This window comes from Polynucleobacter sp. MWH-Spelu-300-X4 (assembly GCF_018687515.1).
Lineage (GTDB): Bacteria > Pseudomonadota > Gammaproteobacteria > Burkholderiales > Burkholderiaceae > Polynucleobacter.
On the sequence record NZ_CP061294.1, the window covers coordinates 572,599 to 588,197 of the forward strand.

Here is a 15,599-nt window from a genome sequence, read left to right on the forward strand (position 1 = left end):
AAAATTGGGAACTTGTATCGTGCTCAAGAAAACTACTACTTTGATGGTCTTTGTGGCTTTCATAACTTTTTTAAGTGGCAATTTTATTCAAGTTGCATATGCTGAGCACCCGCTCATTAGTGAAGATATTGGCACATTGGGAGTCGGTGTTAATCAAATTGAATTGAACACAGACTGGTTGAAAGACGGTCGAACGAAAAGTCGTGTTGGTAGTCTGACTTTAATGAGGGGGGTGGCTGAAGATTTAGATGTGTACATCAATACCCCAGCCACTTTATCTAGCCCCAGTGGTGTCGACGATATTGATCTTGGCTTTAAGTGGCGATTCTTTGAGGCAGATAACTTTTTTATGGGTATTAGACCTGAGCTAAGGTTAGCTTCTGGGGATCAGCAAAAAGAGTTGGGGGATGGCAAATCAGGTGCTGCATTGACATTCGTCACCCAATATGAGTTGGGTAGTTTTACTTGGTTATTTAATTTAGGCTCTGAGCGTCATCGTTTCTCCGACCCAACCCGAGCAGCTTTGCAGCGGGAATATGTCAATAAAACTTCATTGGCTACTTTGTATGCCATCAATAAGCAATGGACTGTTTTGGTGGACGTCGGAAAGCAATCGCACGCTCTGAAGTCTGAAAAATCCCCTGAAGCTATTGTTTTTGGTGTTATTTATCATTTGGATGATGATGCTGATATGGATATTGGTTACAAAAAAGCCCTGAATCATACTGAGGTGGATCGTCAGATTGGTGTCGGGGTTACTTGGCGTTTTAAATAAATCCTTAAGCACCTTAAATAAAGGGAAATCGCCCTCGAGCATATTGTTCTAATTAGTACTATAATTAGAATATTCCTTACTACACAAAGAATCAGATTAGCACCATGGATTTTTTAGCATCCCTCAAAGAACTAGTTAGAGCGACACAGGCTTTTGAGCACTATTCATCAGCCCATGTGCGTTCAATGGGTTTAACTGTGACCCAGTTTGACGTATTGGCCACTTTAGGTAATCAGCCTCCTATGACTTGTAAAGAATTGGGTGATAAGACTTTGGTTACAAAAGGAACTTTGACTGGTGTTTTAGATCGATTGGAAGCGAAACAACTGATTACTCGTGTTGTTAACGCTGAAGATGCTAGAAGCCAAAAGATTGGGCTAACAACCAAAGGTCAAAAATTATTTGAGAAGATTTTCCCCGAGCATGTGAAATATCTCGGAGAGATTTTTAATCAGCTAAGCCCTAAAGACTTAACTCAAATGAACCATTCTTTAAAAATGCTTCGAGAAGCATTCGAGAAGCAGTCTGAAAATTAATCATATTTTTAACACCATACAACTATCAGGGTATATATGACAACATCGTTAAACAAAGCAGCTTTAGATCAAATTTTCTATGAGGCACACAGCGCCCATGCTTTCAAAAAGAGTGATTTGACTGATGTGCAAATCAAAGAAATTTACGACTTATTTAAATGGGCTCCAACGGCTTTTAATGCACAACCGGCTCGTTTAGTGTTTGTCCGTAGCGCAGAGGCCAAAGCTAAATTATTGCCAACCTTGATGCCAGGTAATGTGTCCCAAGTGGAGAGTGCAGCTGTGACGGTAATCGTTGCTTATGACACCAAGTTCTTTAATCATTTACCAGTACAGTTCCCTGTATATGATGCAAAACCAATTTTTGAGAACAATCCTACTTTGACTGAGCAGGCAGCTTTCCGTAACAGCTCGATGCAAGGCGGTTATTTGATTACTGCTGTGCGTGCTTTAGGTTTTGATTGTGGTGCGATGTCTGGTTTTGATGCGGATGCCGTGAATGCCGCTTTCTTCCCAGAGGGTGATTGCAAAGCTAACTTCTTGTTAAATATTGGTGTGGCTGATCCTGCAGGCGTTTATCCACGTAATCCACGTTTGAATTTTAAAGATGCTGTAAAGATTCTTTAATTATCAACCCCACATCAACAATAAAGCTATATGGTTACATATGGCTTTATTGCTTTTGGGGTAGTTAAAAACAAGAATATAAGAACATAGAAATAAAAAACAGAAAACAAAACAGAAAAAACAGAAAGAATTAAAAGGTAAATACTGATGAGCGTGCCATATTCCATACTTGATTTATCGCCAATTCCTGAAGGGATGACAGCGACTGATGCGCTATCTCATTCGCGTGATTTGGCACAGCACGCAGAGGCTTGGGGTTACACCCGGTATTGGTTAGCTGAGCATCACAACATGACAGGTAACGCTAGTGCTGCCACGTCTGTGGTGATTGGCCATGTGGCTGCTGGAACTAAGACAATTCGGGTTGGAGCGGGCGGCATTATGTTGCCTAATCATGCGCCACTAGTCATTGCGGAACAGTTTGGTACTTTGGATGCTTTATTTCCTGGGCGTATTGATTTGGGTTTAGGGCGTGCACCAGGTACGGATCAAATGACGGCGAGAGCTTTACGACGAGATTTAATGGGGAGTGATGATGGCTTTGCAGAAGATGTACAAGAGTTGCAGTATTACTTTGAAGATTTGCACCCTAATCAAGCAGTAAAAGCTATCCCAGGCATTGGCTCGCATGTTCCTTTATGGATTTTGGGTTCTAGTTTATATGGCGCTCAATTGGCAGCTCACTTAGGTTTACCTTATGCCTTTGCTTCTCATTTCGCGCCGGATTATTTGCTTGATGCGCTAGCAACTTATAGGCAAATGTTTAAAGCATCTAAGCAATCTCAAAAATCTCATGCTATGGTGGGTGTGAATGTCATTGCCGCTGAGACAGATGAAGAGGCGCAATATCTATTTACAAGTCTGCAGCAAAACTTCGTGCGTATGCGCCGTAATACCAGAGGACAGTTGCCAGCACCTATTGATGATATTGAAGCATTTTGGTTGCCTCATGAAAAAGCATCCGTGATGCAATCGCTATCTTGTTCTGTGGTGGGATCTTTTGAAACCATTAAGAATGGTCTGAGAGAAATCTTAAATAGAACGCAAGCCGATGAGTTGATTTTGGCAGGGCAGATACACAATCATCAAAAGCGTCTCAAATCCTTTGAGCTAGCTGCGAAGGCGATGCAGTCTTTGTAAAAGAAGTGCTGAAGAAAGTGCCTAAATTAGCTAGTTAATTTAGGCGAACTTTTGCCATCAATGTTTCTGGTGTGCCATGCTGATCGAGCAGGGATAAACGAAGGGCTTCTGTTTCAAAACTGGCAATACCGGAGGGAAGCTGTTTTCTATCTAGGGAAATGACATAGGTCCAAACCAGTGCCCGATCCTTTTTCTTATAAACGTCGACTATTTTTTTCATATATTTGTTGGTGCAATAAGGTGAGCTAAGTGTAATCTAACCACTACATTTAGTTATAGGTGTTTACTATTACCCTAGCTGTTGTATTTCTTACAAATTTTGAGATAAAACGACGCCTCCTCACATGAGTGATCTTATCTATTTGATTTTTAGGGTAAAAATCCAATCGTGGTGACTGTTGTCACCATGGGATCATGAGGTATGTTTTTTTAATTTAATGGTGCCGTCAAAAACAAATGTTGCTTTTTCGTCATCAATATTTTTATAGAGCGCTTCCCAGGTTTTTTCTGTTTCTTTGATAACTTTTACAAGAGTATAGGAAGGCGTTGTTGGGAAAAGTGGTTGATCTGTGTAATGAAACAGAAAACCATACATGTACTCAACATACAAATGTTTGGGGGGTGTTTTATAGCTCATGATAGTTATCCACAGAAAATGTTTATAACTCCTACCGAAACAATCATAAACCTACTTAATCCAATAGGCTAGGTTGTTTGCTTAAAAACTAAGCAGGTTGCTGAATGCTTTGAGCAATGGTGTCTATTGTGACTTTTTTGTGACTACTTTGTGGGGGTAAAAAAACCACCTCGAAAGGTGGTTTTATAAAAATGAATCATGCAATTGATGCATGAGATCCATTAGTTGGCACGGCTACGATATTCGCCCGTACGTGTATCGATTTCAATCTTGTCGCCTTCGTTACAGAATAAAGGCACCTGTAGCTCGTAGCCTGTAGCAATCTTGGCGTTCTTTAATACGCGGCCTGAGCTGGTGTCGCCTTTCACAGCAGGTTCTGTATAAGTAATTTCACGAACAACAATCGTTGGTAGTTCTACTGAAAGAGCTTTACCTTCATAGAAAACTACTTCAACAGGCATGCCATCTTCTAGATAGTGCAGTGCATCACCCATATTGTCTTTTTCAACTTCATACTGGTTGTATTCAGTATCCATGAATGCATACATTGGATCTGCGAAGTAAGAATAAGTACATTCTTTACGTTCCAAAATCACAACTTCGAATTTGTCGTCAGCTTTGAAGATGCCTTCGTTAGGTGCTTCAGTGATGAGGTTCTTGAACTTCATCTTGACAACTGCAGCATTACGGCCTGAACGGCTGTATTCAGTTTTTTGGATTACCAATGGCTGACCATTGAGCATAACAACGTTACCTACGCGGAGTTCTTGAGCAATTTTCATCGCGATATTTCCTGAGATTTCACAAAGTCTAGTATTTTACCCTCTAATGGCCCCAAGGCTCTTAACTTTGCTGCCCAGGCTTTAGAGTGGTTGGTCCAAGTGTCCAAAAGGGGCCACCAGGTCTCTGGGGAGGCCCATTTCATGGCGGGTATGGCTATGGTGCTTAATGCACTCGAAGCATCTTCAAAATAAAGCTTTAAAAAGGCCTCCAGTTTGATTTCGTGGGCTAAATCTTCCTGTGGGTAAATATCCCACAAAAAAGGCTTGCCTGCCCATTGAGCCCTGACAAAAGAATCTTCTCCTCTGACCAGATTGAAGTCGCAGTGAGCGACTAGCCAGTCGTAATCTTCTTGAGGCACAAAAGGTAATTGAATTAAACGAATGTTTTTGAATGCGTGATCAAAAAATCCTCTAGAAATATTTTGGCTGGCACAAACTAAAACATCAACGTAGTCGCCAGCACTATGAGCGGCTTGATCTAAAGAAAGTAACCAAGCTTCAAGGGGTGCGTGTCGATAGTTAAAGATGGATATTCTTTTTGAATGAGAGCGACATAAATTCCAGCTGGATGCCAAACTTTCTGGAATATCTCCACGACACACTACTTCATCCCAGTCGCCCAAAGTAACTCCACCAGTTTTATTGGTAAACCCTGGGAAGTAAAAATATTTATTGAGGCCGTTATTTTGGGGGGAGGGTAGCAGGTGCATCCCATCAGCCCACGATTCAGCCGTGAGATATTCCAGATTGATCCATAGTGGTTTTTTAACCGAGAGTGCCATGGCATCGATATATTCTTTGGGAATCGTGCAGGCAAAGGCCTCGATGACCACATCCGCAACAGTATTAGGATTCTCAATCACGTCTATCTTGGTGGCATCATGCCAAGGTAATACTTCGATGCCCAGGCTGGCACCAAAGCGAGTGGCGTTGCCATGGGCAATTTGGTCTAATACCTTTAAATCATCGCAAAATAAACGAATGCGGATATCATCACCATGTATAGACATCTGAGACAAACTTCTGGCCAGGCGCCAACAAACGCCAGCGTCGCCATAGTTATCTACGATTTGACAGAAAATATCCCAACGCATGTCGAATAACGCTTCAGCAATCCTTTTGGATGATGTAAAAAAACTACCTGGTTTACCAGGGGTTTACCGCTTCTTTGATGAAGCGGGGCAAATCTTATATGTTGGTAAAGCAAAAGACCTTAAAAAGCGGGTTAATAGTTATTTCCAGCGCAACCTAAGCTCACCTCGTATCGAACGGATGGTTAGCAAGATTCATACATTGCAAACCACCGTTACAAGAACTGAGACGGAAGCTTTATTGCTAGAAAACAACCTCATTAAAGAGCTATCTCCACCATTTAATATTCTATTTAGAGATGATAAGTCATATCCGTATGTGATGATCTCTGGACATGACTATCCTCGTTTAGCTTATTACCGTGGGCGAGTTGAAAAACGTCATCAATACTATGGACCGTTCCCTAATGCTTGGGCTGTTAGAAACAGTATTCAAATATTGCAAAAAGTATTTCAAATTAGAACTTGTGAAGATACGGTTTTTAAAAACAGAACTAGACCTTGCCTGCTCAACCAAATTTATCGTTGTAGTGGACCTTGCGTTGGTCTTATTAGTGAAAAAGATTATGCCGATGATGTTAATAAGGCGATTCGTTTTTTGGAGGGGGATCATGCCAGTGTGATGGCTGATCTTGAAAAAGCAATGCTCATTCATAGTGAGCGCATGGAGTTTGAGCAAGCTGCAGCTATGCGAGATCGCATTGCCGATTTATCAAACATTCTTCAGCAACAATCCATGGATACAGTTGCTGATGGCGAAGGTGATGTCGATATTTTGGCTATTGCTATGAAGGGTGGTTTGGCTTGTGTTAATTTGGCAATGGTGCGTGGTGGGCGCCATTTGGGGGATAAGGCTTATTTCCCAAAGATGGGCCGATTTAAAGAAGATGTCATGCCTGATGCGGATGAGGTCATGCAAGCATTCATTGCGCAACACTATTTAAGTGATGATGCTGAGTCCTTGCGTTTAATCCCCAAAGTCATGGTGATTCAAGACTTCAAAGACACGCCTGAGAATGAAGAGTTGCAGATGCTCCTTAACGAAAAAGCCAGTGTTGGTAAAGCAAAAAAAGTACAAATTTTGAGACAACCTCAAGGACAAAGAAAACATTGGTTGATGATGGCGCAAGGTAATGCGGAGATTGCATTGACTAAGCGTTTAAGTGAGTCAGGTGGTCAAGAAGCTAGGACTCGATCGTTAATCGAGACTTTGGGCTTGGATATTGAAAATGCCGAAGATTTAAGAATTGAATGTTTTGATATCAGTCACACCTCCGGTGAAGCAACGCAAGCGTCTTGCGTGGTGTATCAAAAGCATGACATGCAAACAGCAGAGTATCGACGTTTCAACATTAATGACATTATTCCTGGCGATGATTATGCTGCGATGAGGCAGGTGCTGCATCGTAGATACGCTAACTTTCAAGAGTTGCCACCAGAGAAGCAGCCCCATATTGTTCTGGTCGATGGCGGGCGTGGTCAAGTAGAGATGGCTAAACAGGTCTTTGATGAGTTGGGTATGGATCTTTCATTGATTGTGGGTATTGCCAAAGGTGAGGGCAGAAAAGTTGGTTTAGAAACACTTATCTTTGCTGATCAACGCGAGCCCTTGGTATTGGGTTTGGAGAGTCCTGCTTTATTGCTCACTGCGCAAATACGTGATGAGGCGCATCGGTTTGCGATTACGGGGATGCGTGCGAAGCGGCAGAAGGCAAGAAATGTTTCTCGCCTAGAAGAGATTGAAGGTATTGGTGCCAAGAGGCGCCAAAAACTACTCGTCAGATTTGGTGGTTTAAGGGGTGTGATTGGTGCAACTGTGGAAGAGTTACAGCAAGTTGAGGGCATCTCTAAAGCTTTAGCTGAGCAAATTTATAAGCAGCTGCACTAGAAATTCCTTTATCCTAGCCGCATGCCGTTTAATTTACCGATTTTTCTCACTTGGTTACGAGTAGCCACCATTCCTTTGGTGGTGGGCATTTTCTATTTACCGGAAGCCTATTTAACGTTTCCAGAGAAAAATCTTTGGGCTACGATTTTCTTTATTGGTGCGGCAGTAACAGATTGGTTAGATGGCTACTTAGCTCGCAAGTGGGGGCAGGTGTCTGCATTTGGTGCTTTCTTAGATCCGGTGGCTGACAAGCTCATGGTGGCAGCTGCACTATTGGTCTTACTTAATTTTGATCGTGTGGAAGCTTGGGTGGCTTTGGTCATTATTGGCCGTGAGATTACGATTTCTGCTTTAAGAGAGTGGATGGCTCAGATCGGTGCGTCTAGAAGTGTGGCGGTTCACTTTGTTGGTAAATTAAAAACGGCGGCTCAAATGGTGGCCATCCCATTCCTACTTTATGACGACACGCTCTTTAATCTATTCCACACATCTAGCATAGGCCGTCCATTAATTTGGGTGGCAGCGGTTTTAACTGTTTGGTCGATGTTCTATTACTTGCAAAAAGCTTGGCCATTAATCAAAGCGAAAACGGATTTATAAGCTAAAAGCCATAAAAAGCCTGGAAAATCGCTTAATCATGATGTTTTTAAGCTAATCCAAGCAGCTTTGGGGTAAATCACTGATTGCATTGGCTATTTGACATAGTCCAAAAATATGTTAAAGTATCGGTCTTGTTGTTATGCGGGATTAGCTCAGTTGGTAGAGCGATACCTTGCCAAGGTATAGGTCGAGAGTTCGAGCCTCTTATCCCGCTCCAAATTACGAGGGAAGCTTAAAAAGCTTCCCTTTTTAATTCCTCCCTGGCGGGATGGCAGAGTGGTTATGCAGCGGCCTGCAAAGCCGTGTACCCCAGTTCGATTCTGGGTTCCGCCTCCAATAAATAATTGATTTTAAATAAATTTTTACCAAATAATCAGTTTGGCGATTGGTCACGCTCATTCTTGGCATGATTGGTGATTCATGGAGATTTATGGGTTTGAATGGAAGATGTCGGGTAACCCGACATTTTTAAGTTATTTCTAAGTATTTCACTGTAGACATAAGGAATAGAAGTCTACGTTGAAGTTCATTTCTTCTATTGACGTAATGCATAGGTAAAGCATCATGCTCTTGAAGAAGTTTTCTAATAATTGGGTTGTATTGATTTCTGGCAGGTGACATATCTAATCCTTTTTAGAAAAGATAGACCGGCTTATGCCTTTCATCAATCAACTTATTTTCATAAGCTAAGCATTTTTTCTTGCTTCCTTCTTTTTATTTGACCTTTTACATTGACTCCATTGATAAAAGGAAGGTGTTATGAAAATCTCAAAACAAATTATTGCTCTATTGATCGGCTTAGGTATCTCAGCAACAGGTATTGCGGGGCCAACTTTACTAAATGTTTCTTATGATCCAACTCGCGAGTTATATCAAGACTACAACAAAGCATTTACTGAATATTGGAAAAAGAAAACTGGTGAAGATGTTGGTTTTAAACAATCACATGGTGGTTCTGGCAAACAGGCTCGAGCCGTGTTGGATGGATTGGATGCTGATGTAGTGACTTTGGCACTTGCTTATGACATTGATATTTTGAGTGAGAAAAATCTAATACCTAAAGATTGGCAAAAACGTCTAAAGAATAACTCTTCGCCATACACATCCACGATTGTTTTCTTGGTGCGTAAAGGAAATCCTAAGGGAATCAAAGATTGGAATGATTTAGCTAAACCAGGTGTTGACGTGATTACACCTAATCCTAAAACATCAGGTGGAGCGCGTTGGAACTACTTGGCTGCTTGGGCTTATGCACTCAAACAACCCGGTGGTAGTGATGCAAAAGCCAAAGATTTTGTTAAGAAAATATTCGCCAATGTGAAAGTCTTGGATTCAGGTGCTAGAGGCTCTACAACGACTTTTACTGAGCGTGGCATTGGCGATGTATTGATTTCTTGGGAAAACGAGGCTTTCTTGGCTGTAAAAGAATTGGGGCCTGATAAATATGAAATTGTGACGCCATCTTTATCAATTCTTGCTGAACCTCCTGTGACTATCGTTGATAAGGTGGTTGATAGAAAAGGTACAAGAAAAATTGCTACAGCCTATCTAGAGTATCTTTATTCACCAGAAGGGCAGGAAATTGCTGGTAAACACTATTACCGCCCGCGTGAGCCCAAAGCCGCTGCTAAGTATGCCAATCAATTCGCTAAAGTAAAGCTCTTCACTATTGACCAGACATTTGGTGGATGGCAAAAAGCTCAGAAGGAACATTTCTCAGATGGTGGTACATTTGATCAGATCATTGTGAAATAAGCTTATATAGAAAATAATCTAAACGAGTCTCCCTGCAATCTTTATACCGCCTGTAACAGGGCGGTTTTTTTATATCAATAATTTGCATAAGCTAATCAAATTTAAATAGTTCACAAGCAAGGCATTGATTTCTAGACTACGTTCATGGCTATATTAAGTAAAAACAAAATATTTCCTGGGTTTAATCTATCTTTAGGTTATACCTTGGTCTACCTATCTCTCATTGTTCTTATTCCTATATCTGCGGTTGCATTGAAAGCGGGTAGTTCGGGTTTCGATCATTTTTGGGAAGTTGTTAGTGCCCCTCGTGTGGTTGCTTCTTATCAATTAAGTTTTGGCCTATCTCTTATTGCAGGTTTTATTAATGCAATTTTTGGCTTAATGCTAGCTTGGGTATTAGTGAGATATAACTTTCTTGGTAAAAAGCTCATTGATGCTTTAGTTGATTTGCCTTTTGCTTTGCCTACAGCAGTAACTGGAATTGCATTAACCGCGCTTTACAGTAAAAACGGATGGATTGGGCAGTATTTAGAGCCTTTAGGTATTAAGGTGGCTTTTACCCCTTTAGGGATTTTGATTGCATTGATCTTCATTGGGTTGCCATTTGTTGTACGTACTGTTCAGCCGATTCTTGAAGATCTTGAAACTGAATTAGAAGAAGCTTCTGCTAGTTTGGGAGCCAACCGTTGGCAGACCTTTCATTTGGTTATTTTGCCAATTCTGTTGCCTGCATTACTGACCGGATTTGCTTTGGCTTTTGCTAGAGCAGTAGGTGAATATGGTTCAGTCATTTTTATCGCAGGCAATATTCCTTTAGTTTCAGAGATTACGCCTTTAATGATTATTACGAGGCTTGAACAGTATGACTATTCAGGAGCAACGGCGATTGCTGTTGTCATGTTGGTTATATCTCTCATTCTCTTGTTTGCGATTAATGCTTTGCAAGCATGGACCGCAAAACGAACAGGGAGGAGTCGTTAATGAGTCATCTTTCTCGTTTTGAAAAGAGTGGAGCGACTACTGAGCCGCGATGGGTTAAATACACTTTAGTAGCTTTGTCTCTAAGTTTCTTTGGATTTTTCTTGTTATTGCCACTCATCTCAGTATTTGTGGAGGCATTAAAAAAAGGCTGGGATGTTTATCTATCAGCAGTTACAGAACCAGATGCTGTTTCCGCTATTAAATTGACACTCATTGCTGCTGTAATTGCAGTGCCTCTTAATCTTATATTTGGTGTGGCAGCGGCTTGGGCTATTACTAAGTTTGACTTTAAGGGCAAGCATTTATTAATTACTTTGATTGATTTGCCATTTTCTGTGTCGCCGGTGATTGCAGGTCTTATCTATGTATTGGTATTTGGTGCGCAAGGGTGGTTGGGTCCTTGGTTGGATAGTGAAAATATCAAAATTATCTTTGCAATCCCCGGGATTGTATTAGCAACTATTTTTGTGACATTTCCATTTGTGGCGCGAGAGTTGATTCCTCTTATGGAAGCTCAGGGGCGTGAAGAGGAGGAGGCAGCCACAGTATTGGGAGCAAGTGGGTGGCAAACATTTTTTAAAGTTACCTTGCCTAATATCAAGTGGGGTTTATTGTATGGTGTGATTCTTTGTAATGCTAGGGCTATGGGGGAGTTTGGTGCGGTCTCTGTTGTTTCTGGCCATATACGAGGTTACACCAACACTATCCCACTTCATGTAGAAATTCTCTATAACGAATATAACTTTGCCGCTTCATTTGCAGTGGCATCCATCTTGGCGTTACTAGCGTTATTGACTCTAGCCGTTAAAACCTATGTGGAGTGGCGTCTTCGCTCAGAAACACATGCAGAACCGCTAATTGAAGGGCAACTATGAGTATTCAAGTAAAAAATATCAATAAATCTTTTGGCGATTTTGTTGCTTTAGATAATGTGTCATTAGACTTTCCAACTGGAGAGTTGGTGGCTTTATTGGGCCCATCAGGATGTGGCAAAACAACACTCTTGCGCATTATTGCCGGATTGGAAACTTCTGATAGTGGTCAGGTGTTGTTGGATGGAGATGATGCATCTAGTCGTCATGTCCGTGAACGTCAGGTGGGTTTTGTATTTCAGCACTATGCACTATTTAGGCATATGACCGTATTTGATAATGTGGCATTCGGCTTGCGTGTCAAAAATAAAAAGGAACGTCTCAGTGAGGCGGAGATTTCTAGAAAAGTACATGAGCTCTTGAATCTCGTGCAGTTAGATTGGTTGCATGATCGTTTTCCTGCTCAATTATCTGGAGGTCAGCGTCAGCGTATTGCTTTGGCTAGAGCTTTAGCAGTTGAGCCTAAAGTCTTACTTCTGGATGAACCCTTTGGGGCATTAGATGCTAAGGTCAGGAAAGAGTTACGTCGTTGGCTACGAAAACTCCATGATGAACTACACATTACTTCTATCTTTGTGACTCATGACCAAGAAGAGGCTTTGGAGGTGGCAGATCGTGTCGTCTTAATGAATAAAGGAAAAGTGGAGCAAATCGGTAGCCCTGATGAGGTGTATGAGAAGCCAGCAACCCCATTTGTTTATGGATTTTTAGGAAATGTGAATCTGTTTCATGGGCGTGTTGATGGAGATGCAATTCAGGTAGGGGAGCACAATATTCATCACCGTGAGGCTACAGATTTAGCAAGTGGTACTCCGGTTGTTGCTTTTGCAAGACCTCATGAGCTAACGATTGTGGACTATGTGGGTAGAACTGATGGCGTTGCAGCCAGAATCGATCGAATTTTGTCTTTTGGTGTTAATTCAAGAATTGAACTATCAGCATTAGATGGCTCTGATAATCAAGGTTTGCCGCAGCATTTTGAGGTTGAATTACCTAAGTCTGAGGTGCTTAGCAGAAACCTTCAGGAGGGCTTGCAAGTCCGTATTGTCCCATCTCAGCTAAAGATATTTGATAACTCTTCTCAAGTGAGCAAAGTATGAACTTCCAACAATTAAGAATTATTCGTGAGACCGTGAGAAGAAACTACAACCTAACTGAGGTTGGAAATGCACTTTATACCTCTCAATCAGGTGTTAGTAAGCACATTAAAGATCTAGAAGATGAGTTAGGTATTGAGTTATTTGTTCGTAAAGGAAAAAGACTATTAGGTCTAACAGATCCAGGTAAAGAGCTATTAGGTATCGTTGAACGTATGCTCTTAGATGCTAAAAATATCAAACACTTGGCTGAACAGTTCAGTAAGAGTGATCAAGGTCAATTGACTATTGCGACTACACATACGCAAGCTCGTTATGCTTTGCCTAAGGTGGTTAGTCAATTTAAGCAAGCTTTCCCTAAGGTTCATTTAGCTTTGCATCAGGGTAGTCCCGGTGAGATTGCGCAGCTGTTGGCGGATGGTCAAGCAGATATTGGTATTGCAACTGAAGCAATTAGCCAAGTTCCTGAGTTGGTCACTTTCCCTTATTACAGTTGGCATCATGCTGTGATTGTTCCTAAAGGTCATCCGCTTGAGAAAATAAAGAAATTGACACTGGAAGATGTGGCTGAGTATCCAATTGTGACTTATCACGAAGGATTTACTGGCCGTCAACATATTGATGAGGCATTTTTAAAATCAAATATTACGCCTGATATTGTGATGTCTGCCTTAGATGCTGATGTCATTAAGACCTATGTTGAATTGGGTCTTGGCGTTGGCATTATTGCATCAATGGCTTATCAAAAAGAGCGAGATACTCAATTAACTTTGTTGGCAAGTTCTCATTTATTTGAAAATAATACGACTCGTATTGCTGTACGGCGTGGGCATTATTTAAGAGGCTATGCTTATAAGTTCATTGAATTATGTGCTGCTGATTTAACTGAGGCTCATATTAAATCAGCGCTATTGCCTTCAAATGATCAGGATCTAGATTAGAAGGGCGATCTTTCATCATAGTTAATTTCTTCACCAGGCGTCGCAACTATAAGAAGTGCGGCGCCAATAAGAAATGCTATAAATGTTGCAATATCTATCCAGTCTGGTTTTTCAGGGATTAGTGAATATCTACTCAACAACCAGTAACCCGAAGTTGTAGTTAAAGTAAGTCCAATTATTAAAGTTTTTACGTTGGATTTATTATCAGTAGACATAAATTCACTCCCCATCTAAAAATCTATCGGCAGATCCTTTAGCTGCTATGTAGAACGCTAAGCTAAAGACTAGCGATACGCCTAACAAGATTTCATATGCAAACATGGTTTGGTTCCTTAATGAGGTTTGATTAAATACTAAATTCTTATCAATATGTCTGGAACTAAGAAAAATATATAAGCAATCCACTCATAAGCTCAGCTGATTTAATTATTTTGAATGGTAAGAATTTCAGCGTACATTGTCGAGTTATGTCAAAACCAAATGTACTTATAGTCCCAGGATATAAAGGTAGCGGTGATGCTCACTGGCAGACTTGGATTGAGAATCACACAATGTCGATAAGAGTTGAGCAGGATTGGGATAGCCCCATTCTAGCTAGGTGGGCTGATAACGTAAGGGATGCTATTGATAATTCAGTGGGGGCGCTTTGGATTGTTGCCCACAGCTTTGGATGTTTGGCAGCTATTTCAGCAGCCGTAGATCGACCTGATCGTGTTGCAGGGCTTATGTTGGTAGCTCCGGCAGATCCTGAGAGATTTACTTTAACTGGTATTAGAGATAAGTCTGATTGGAATCCTATTGAGAGTATTAGAGCTTTAATTCCAGTTCATAAATTACCATTTCCAACATTGGTAGTGGCTAGTGATGATGATCCATGGATGAAGTTAACAACGATTCAGCTTTGGTCTGAGTGTTGGGGTAGTCGATTATTAATACTAAAGTCAGCTGGGCACATCAATATTGCCTCTGGATATGGCCCTTGGCCTCTAGGACTTTCATTGCTTAAAGAGTTTCAGGTAGCATATCAACATTTACCTTTAGGGGATTTATATGTTAAGGATTTTTCTGGTCATGCTAGGGGGCGTGGTAGTCAAATTGCCCGAACTAGACATCAAACTAGGCGATTATTAGGTATCTAAGTTTGTCGGGTAACCCGACATTTAATGGGTGGGATATAAACTAATAAGATTTTTGCCGGTTAGGGTTACAAATCTATCTGACAATATTCTTTGAGGCATGCTTTAATTAAATTAGCTACTTTTTCGTATATGGGGTTTTATGAATAATAAAAGTGACAAAACGATTGAATCCATTGAGTCTAATTTAAGACCGCTACCGCGCTGGATCTTTATGAGCCGTTGGCTCCAGGCACCTCTTTATATTGGCTTGATCATCGCTCAGGGTATTTATGTTGTTCAGTTCTGGAATGAGCTAGTTCACCTCATTCAAATGATGGTGAATAAGGGCGGTACTACTGAAACTGAAATCATGCTGATTGTATTGGGGTTGATTGATGTTGTAATGATCTCAAATTTATTGGTAATGGTCATTGTTGGTGGTTGGGAAACTTTTGTCTCTAGGCTTGAGTTGGAGAATCATCCTGATCAGCCTGAGTGGTTGTCTCACGTCAATGCCGGTGTATTAAAGGTGAAGCTGGCTACAGCTATTATTGGTATCTCATCAATTCATCTTCTTAAAACATTTATTAATGCCCCAAGCATGGATGATAAGACCTTGTTATGGCAAACTTTAATCCATTTAACTTTTGTTGTTTCAGCATTGGCAATTGCTTATACAGAAAAATTATTGGCTAAGCACTGACAAATCAATTCTAGATTTATTTTCTTATAAGATAAAAGAGGGGGTATTGCCCCCTC

19 protein-coding genes and 2 tRNA genes are annotated in these 15,599 nt (G+C 41.0%); 15 read left to right on the forward strand and 6 right to left on the reverse strand.

Features of this window, described 5'->3' with window-relative positions:
* Nucleotides 1-19 precede the first annotated feature (19 nt).
* The 4 genes from ICV01_RS02950 (at nt 20) to ICV01_RS02965 (ending at nt 3,078) form a co-directional block, all read left to right on the forward strand.
* Entirely contained in the window at nt 20-775 is a 756-nt protein-coding gene (locus ICV01_RS02950) for a transporter (RefSeq protein ID WP_215288464.1), read from the forward strand.
* 104 nt (nt 776-879) lie between these two features.
* Nucleotides 880-1,311 carry a MarR family winged helix-turn-helix transcriptional regulator gene (locus ICV01_RS02955; protein WP_215288466.1) on the forward strand — a complete coding sequence of 144 codons (432 nt, stop codon included), beginning with the start codon at nt 880-882 and terminating at the stop codon, nt 1,309-1,311.
* A 36-nt stretch (nt 1,312-1,347) separates the two neighbouring features.
* Nucleotides 1,348-1,938: a malonic semialdehyde reductase gene (locus ICV01_RS02960; protein ID WP_215288468.1), complete on the forward strand. Its 591-nt coding sequence runs from the start codon at nt 1,348-1,350 to the stop codon at nt 1,936-1,938.
* Nucleotides 1,939-2,085: 147 nt separating this feature from the next.
* On the forward strand, nt 2,086-3,078 hold the full coding sequence (locus tag ICV01_RS02965) for an LLM class flavin-dependent oxidoreductase (RefSeq protein ID WP_215288470.1): 993 nt from the start codon (nt 2,086-2,088) through the stop codon (nt 3,076-3,078).
* A gap of 34 nt (nt 3,079-3,112) precedes the next feature.
* Here ICV01_RS02965 and ICV01_RS02970 read toward each other — a convergent pair whose 3' ends face one another.
* The 4 genes from ICV01_RS02970 to ICV01_RS02985 form a co-directional block, all read right to left on the reverse strand.
* Nucleotides 3,113-3,298 carry a hypothetical protein gene (locus ICV01_RS02970; RefSeq protein ID WP_215288472.1) on the reverse strand — a complete coding sequence of 62 codons (186 nt, stop codon included), beginning with the start codon at nt 3,296-3,298 and terminating at the stop codon, nt 3,113-3,115.
* Nucleotides 3,299-3,490: 192 nt separating this feature from the next.
* Nucleotides 3,491-3,715 (reverse strand): hypothetical protein, encoded by a 225-nt coding sequence (locus tag ICV01_RS02975; RefSeq protein ID WP_215288474.1) that lies wholly within the window; start codon nt 3,713-3,715, stop codon nt 3,491-3,493.
* 221 nt (nt 3,716-3,936) lie between these two features.
* Nucleotides 3,937-4,497, reverse strand: coding sequence for an elongation factor P (efp, locus tag ICV01_RS02980; RefSeq protein WP_215288476.1), 561 nt, complete (start codon nt 4,495-4,497; stop codon nt 3,937-3,939).
* Complete coding sequence (locus ICV01_RS02985) at nt 4,494-5,591, reverse strand: elongation factor P maturation arginine rhamnosyltransferase EarP (protein WP_215288478.1); 1,098 nt, start codon at nt 5,589-5,591, stop codon at nt 4,494-4,496. The genes efp and ICV01_RS02985 overlap by 4 nt, the downstream gene beginning before the upstream one ends.
* On the opposite strand from ICV01_RS02985, the gene uvrC reads away from it, so the two are divergent.
* The 4 genes from uvrC to ICV01_RS03005 all read left to right on the forward strand — a co-directional run bounded on the left by uvrC (nt 5,590) and on the right by ICV01_RS03005 (nt 8,412).
* On the forward strand, nt 5,590-7,476 hold the full coding sequence (gene uvrC / locus ICV01_RS02990; RefSeq protein WP_215288479.1) for an excinuclease ABC subunit UvrC: 1,887 nt from the start codon (nt 5,590-5,592) through the stop codon (nt 7,474-7,476). The two genes, ICV01_RS02985 and uvrC, sit on opposite strands and share 2 nt — an antisense overlap.
* A gap of 21 nt (nt 7,477-7,497) precedes the next feature.
* Entirely contained in the window at nt 7,498-8,076 is a 579-nt protein-coding gene (pgsA, locus tag ICV01_RS02995) for a CDP-diacylglycerol--glycerol-3-phosphate 3-phosphatidyltransferase (protein ID WP_215288481.1), read from the forward strand.
* A gap of 141 nt (nt 8,077-8,217) precedes the next feature.
* Nucleotides 8,218-8,293 (forward strand) — tRNA-Gly (locus ICV01_RS03000).
* A gap of 45 nt (nt 8,294-8,338) precedes the next feature.
* A tRNA-Cys gene (locus tag ICV01_RS03005) sits at nt 8,339-8,412 on the forward strand.
* A 132-nt stretch (nt 8,413-8,544) separates the two neighbouring features.
* Here ICV01_RS03005 and ICV01_RS03010 read toward each other — a convergent pair.
* Complete coding sequence (locus ICV01_RS03010; protein WP_215288483.1) at nt 8,545-8,697, reverse strand: hypothetical protein; 153 nt, start codon at nt 8,695-8,697, stop codon at nt 8,545-8,547.
* A gap of 138 nt (nt 8,698-8,835) precedes the next feature.
* Here ICV01_RS03010 and ICV01_RS03015 point away from each other — a divergent pair, with 138 nt between their 5' ends.
* The 5 genes from ICV01_RS03015 (at nt 8,836) to ICV01_RS03035 (ending at nt 13,722) form a co-directional block, all read left to right on the forward strand.
* On the forward strand, nt 8,836-9,831 hold the full coding sequence (locus tag ICV01_RS03015; protein WP_215288485.1) for a sulfate ABC transporter substrate-binding protein: 996 nt from the start codon (nt 8,836-8,838) through the stop codon (nt 9,829-9,831).
* Nucleotides 9,832-9,975: 144 nt separating this feature from the next.
* Nucleotides 9,976-10,812: a sulfate ABC transporter permease subunit CysT gene (gene cysT, locus ICV01_RS03020; protein WP_215288487.1), complete on the forward strand. Its 837-nt coding sequence runs from the start codon at nt 9,976-9,978 to the stop codon at nt 10,810-10,812.
* Nucleotides 10,812-11,687 carry a sulfate ABC transporter permease subunit CysW gene (gene cysW / locus ICV01_RS03025; protein ID WP_215288489.1) on the forward strand — a complete coding sequence of 292 codons (876 nt, stop codon included), beginning with the start codon at nt 10,812-10,814 and terminating at the stop codon, nt 11,685-11,687. Before cysT ends, cysW begins: the two co-directional genes overlap by 1 nt.
* Nucleotides 11,684-12,784, forward strand: coding sequence for a sulfate/molybdate ABC transporter ATP-binding protein (locus ICV01_RS03030; protein ID WP_215288491.1), 1,101 nt, complete (start codon nt 11,684-11,686; stop codon nt 12,782-12,784). The genes cysW and ICV01_RS03030 overlap by 4 nt, the downstream gene beginning before the upstream one ends.
* Nucleotides 12,781-13,722, forward strand: coding sequence for a CysB family HTH-type transcriptional regulator (locus ICV01_RS03035; protein ID WP_215288493.1), 942 nt, complete (start codon nt 12,781-12,783; stop codon nt 13,720-13,722). The genes ICV01_RS03030 and ICV01_RS03035 overlap by 4 nt, the downstream gene beginning before the upstream one ends.
* Here ICV01_RS03035 and ICV01_RS03040 read toward each other — a convergent pair.
* Nucleotides 13,719-13,937 carry a hypothetical protein gene (locus ICV01_RS03040; protein ID WP_215288495.1) on the reverse strand — a complete coding sequence of 73 codons (219 nt, stop codon included), beginning with the start codon at nt 13,935-13,937 and terminating at the stop codon, nt 13,719-13,721. The genes ICV01_RS03035 and ICV01_RS03040 overlap by 4 nt on opposite strands.
* A 252-nt stretch (nt 13,938-14,189) precedes the next feature.
* Here ICV01_RS03040 and ICV01_RS03045 point away from each other — a divergent pair, with 252 nt between their 5' ends.
* Complete coding sequence (locus ICV01_RS03045) at nt 14,190-14,861, forward strand: alpha/beta hydrolase (protein ID WP_215288498.1); 672 nt, start codon at nt 14,190-14,192, stop codon at nt 14,859-14,861.
* Between the two features lie 139 nt (nt 14,862-15,000).
* On the forward strand, nt 15,001-15,543 hold the full coding sequence (locus tag ICV01_RS03050; RefSeq protein WP_215288500.1) for a TIGR00645 family protein: 543 nt from the start codon (nt 15,001-15,003) through the stop codon (nt 15,541-15,543).
* The last annotated feature ends 56 nt before the right edge of the window (nt 15,544-15,599 follow it).

Excerpts from the sequence above, each read along its gene's own strand:
- ICV01_RS02955 (WP_215288466.1), top strand. The coding sequence starts at position 880 with ATGGATTTTTTAGCATCCCTCAAAGAACTAGTTAGAGCGACACAGGCT.
- ICV01_RS02960 (WP_215288468.1), top strand. The coding sequence starts at position 1,348 with ATGACAACATCGTTAAACAAAGCAGCTTTAGATCAAATTTTCTATGAG.
- ICV01_RS02965 (WP_215288470.1), top strand. The coding sequence starts at position 2,086 with ATGAGCGTGCCATATTCCATACTTGATTTATCGCCAATTCCTGAAGGG.
- ICV01_RS02970 (WP_215288472.1), bottom strand. The coding sequence starts at position 3,298 with ATGAAAAAAATAGTCGACGTTTATAAGAAAAAGGATCGGGCACTGGTT.
- ICV01_RS02975 (WP_215288474.1), bottom strand. The coding sequence starts at position 3,715 with ATGAGCTATAAAACACCCCCCAAACATTTGTATGTTGAGTACATGTAT.
- efp (WP_215288476.1), bottom strand. The coding sequence starts at position 4,497 with ATGAAAATTGCTCAAGAACTCCGCGTAGGTAACGTTGTTATGCTCAAT.
- uvrC (WP_215288479.1), top strand. The coding sequence starts at position 5,590 with ATGTCGAATAACGCTTCAGCAATCCTTTTGGATGATGTAAAAAAACTA.
- ICV01_RS02985 (WP_215288478.1), bottom strand. The coding sequence starts at position 5,591 with ATGCGTTGGGATATTTTCTGTCAAATCGTAGATAACTATGGCGACGCT.
- pgsA (WP_215288481.1), top strand. The coding sequence starts at position 7,498 with ATGCCGTTTAATTTACCGATTTTTCTCACTTGGTTACGAGTAGCCACC.
- ICV01_RS03010 (WP_215288483.1), bottom strand. The coding sequence starts at position 8,697 with ATGTCACCTGCCAGAAATCAATACAACCCAATTATTAGAAAACTTCTT.
- ICV01_RS03015 (WP_215288485.1), top strand. The coding sequence starts at position 8,836 with ATGAAAATCTCAAAACAAATTATTGCTCTATTGATCGGCTTAGGTATC.
- cysT (WP_215288487.1), top strand. The coding sequence starts at position 9,976 with ATGGCTATATTAAGTAAAAACAAAATATTTCCTGGGTTTAATCTATCT.
- cysW (WP_215288489.1), top strand. The coding sequence starts at position 10,812 with ATGAGTCATCTTTCTCGTTTTGAAAAGAGTGGAGCGACTACTGAGCCG.
- ICV01_RS03030 (WP_215288491.1), top strand. The coding sequence starts at position 11,684 with ATGAGTATTCAAGTAAAAAATATCAATAAATCTTTTGGCGATTTTGTT.
- ICV01_RS03035 (WP_215288493.1), top strand. The coding sequence starts at position 12,781 with ATGAACTTCCAACAATTAAGAATTATTCGTGAGACCGTGAGAAGAAAC.
- ICV01_RS03040 (WP_215288495.1), bottom strand. The coding sequence starts at position 13,937 with ATGTCTACTGATAATAAATCCAACGTAAAAACTTTAATAATTGGACTT.
- ICV01_RS03045 (WP_215288498.1), top strand. The coding sequence starts at position 14,190 with ATGTCAAAACCAAATGTACTTATAGTCCCAGGATATAAAGGTAGCGGT.
- ICV01_RS03050 (WP_215288500.1), top strand. The coding sequence starts at position 15,001 with ATGAATAATAAAAGTGACAAAACGATTGAATCCATTGAGTCTAATTTA.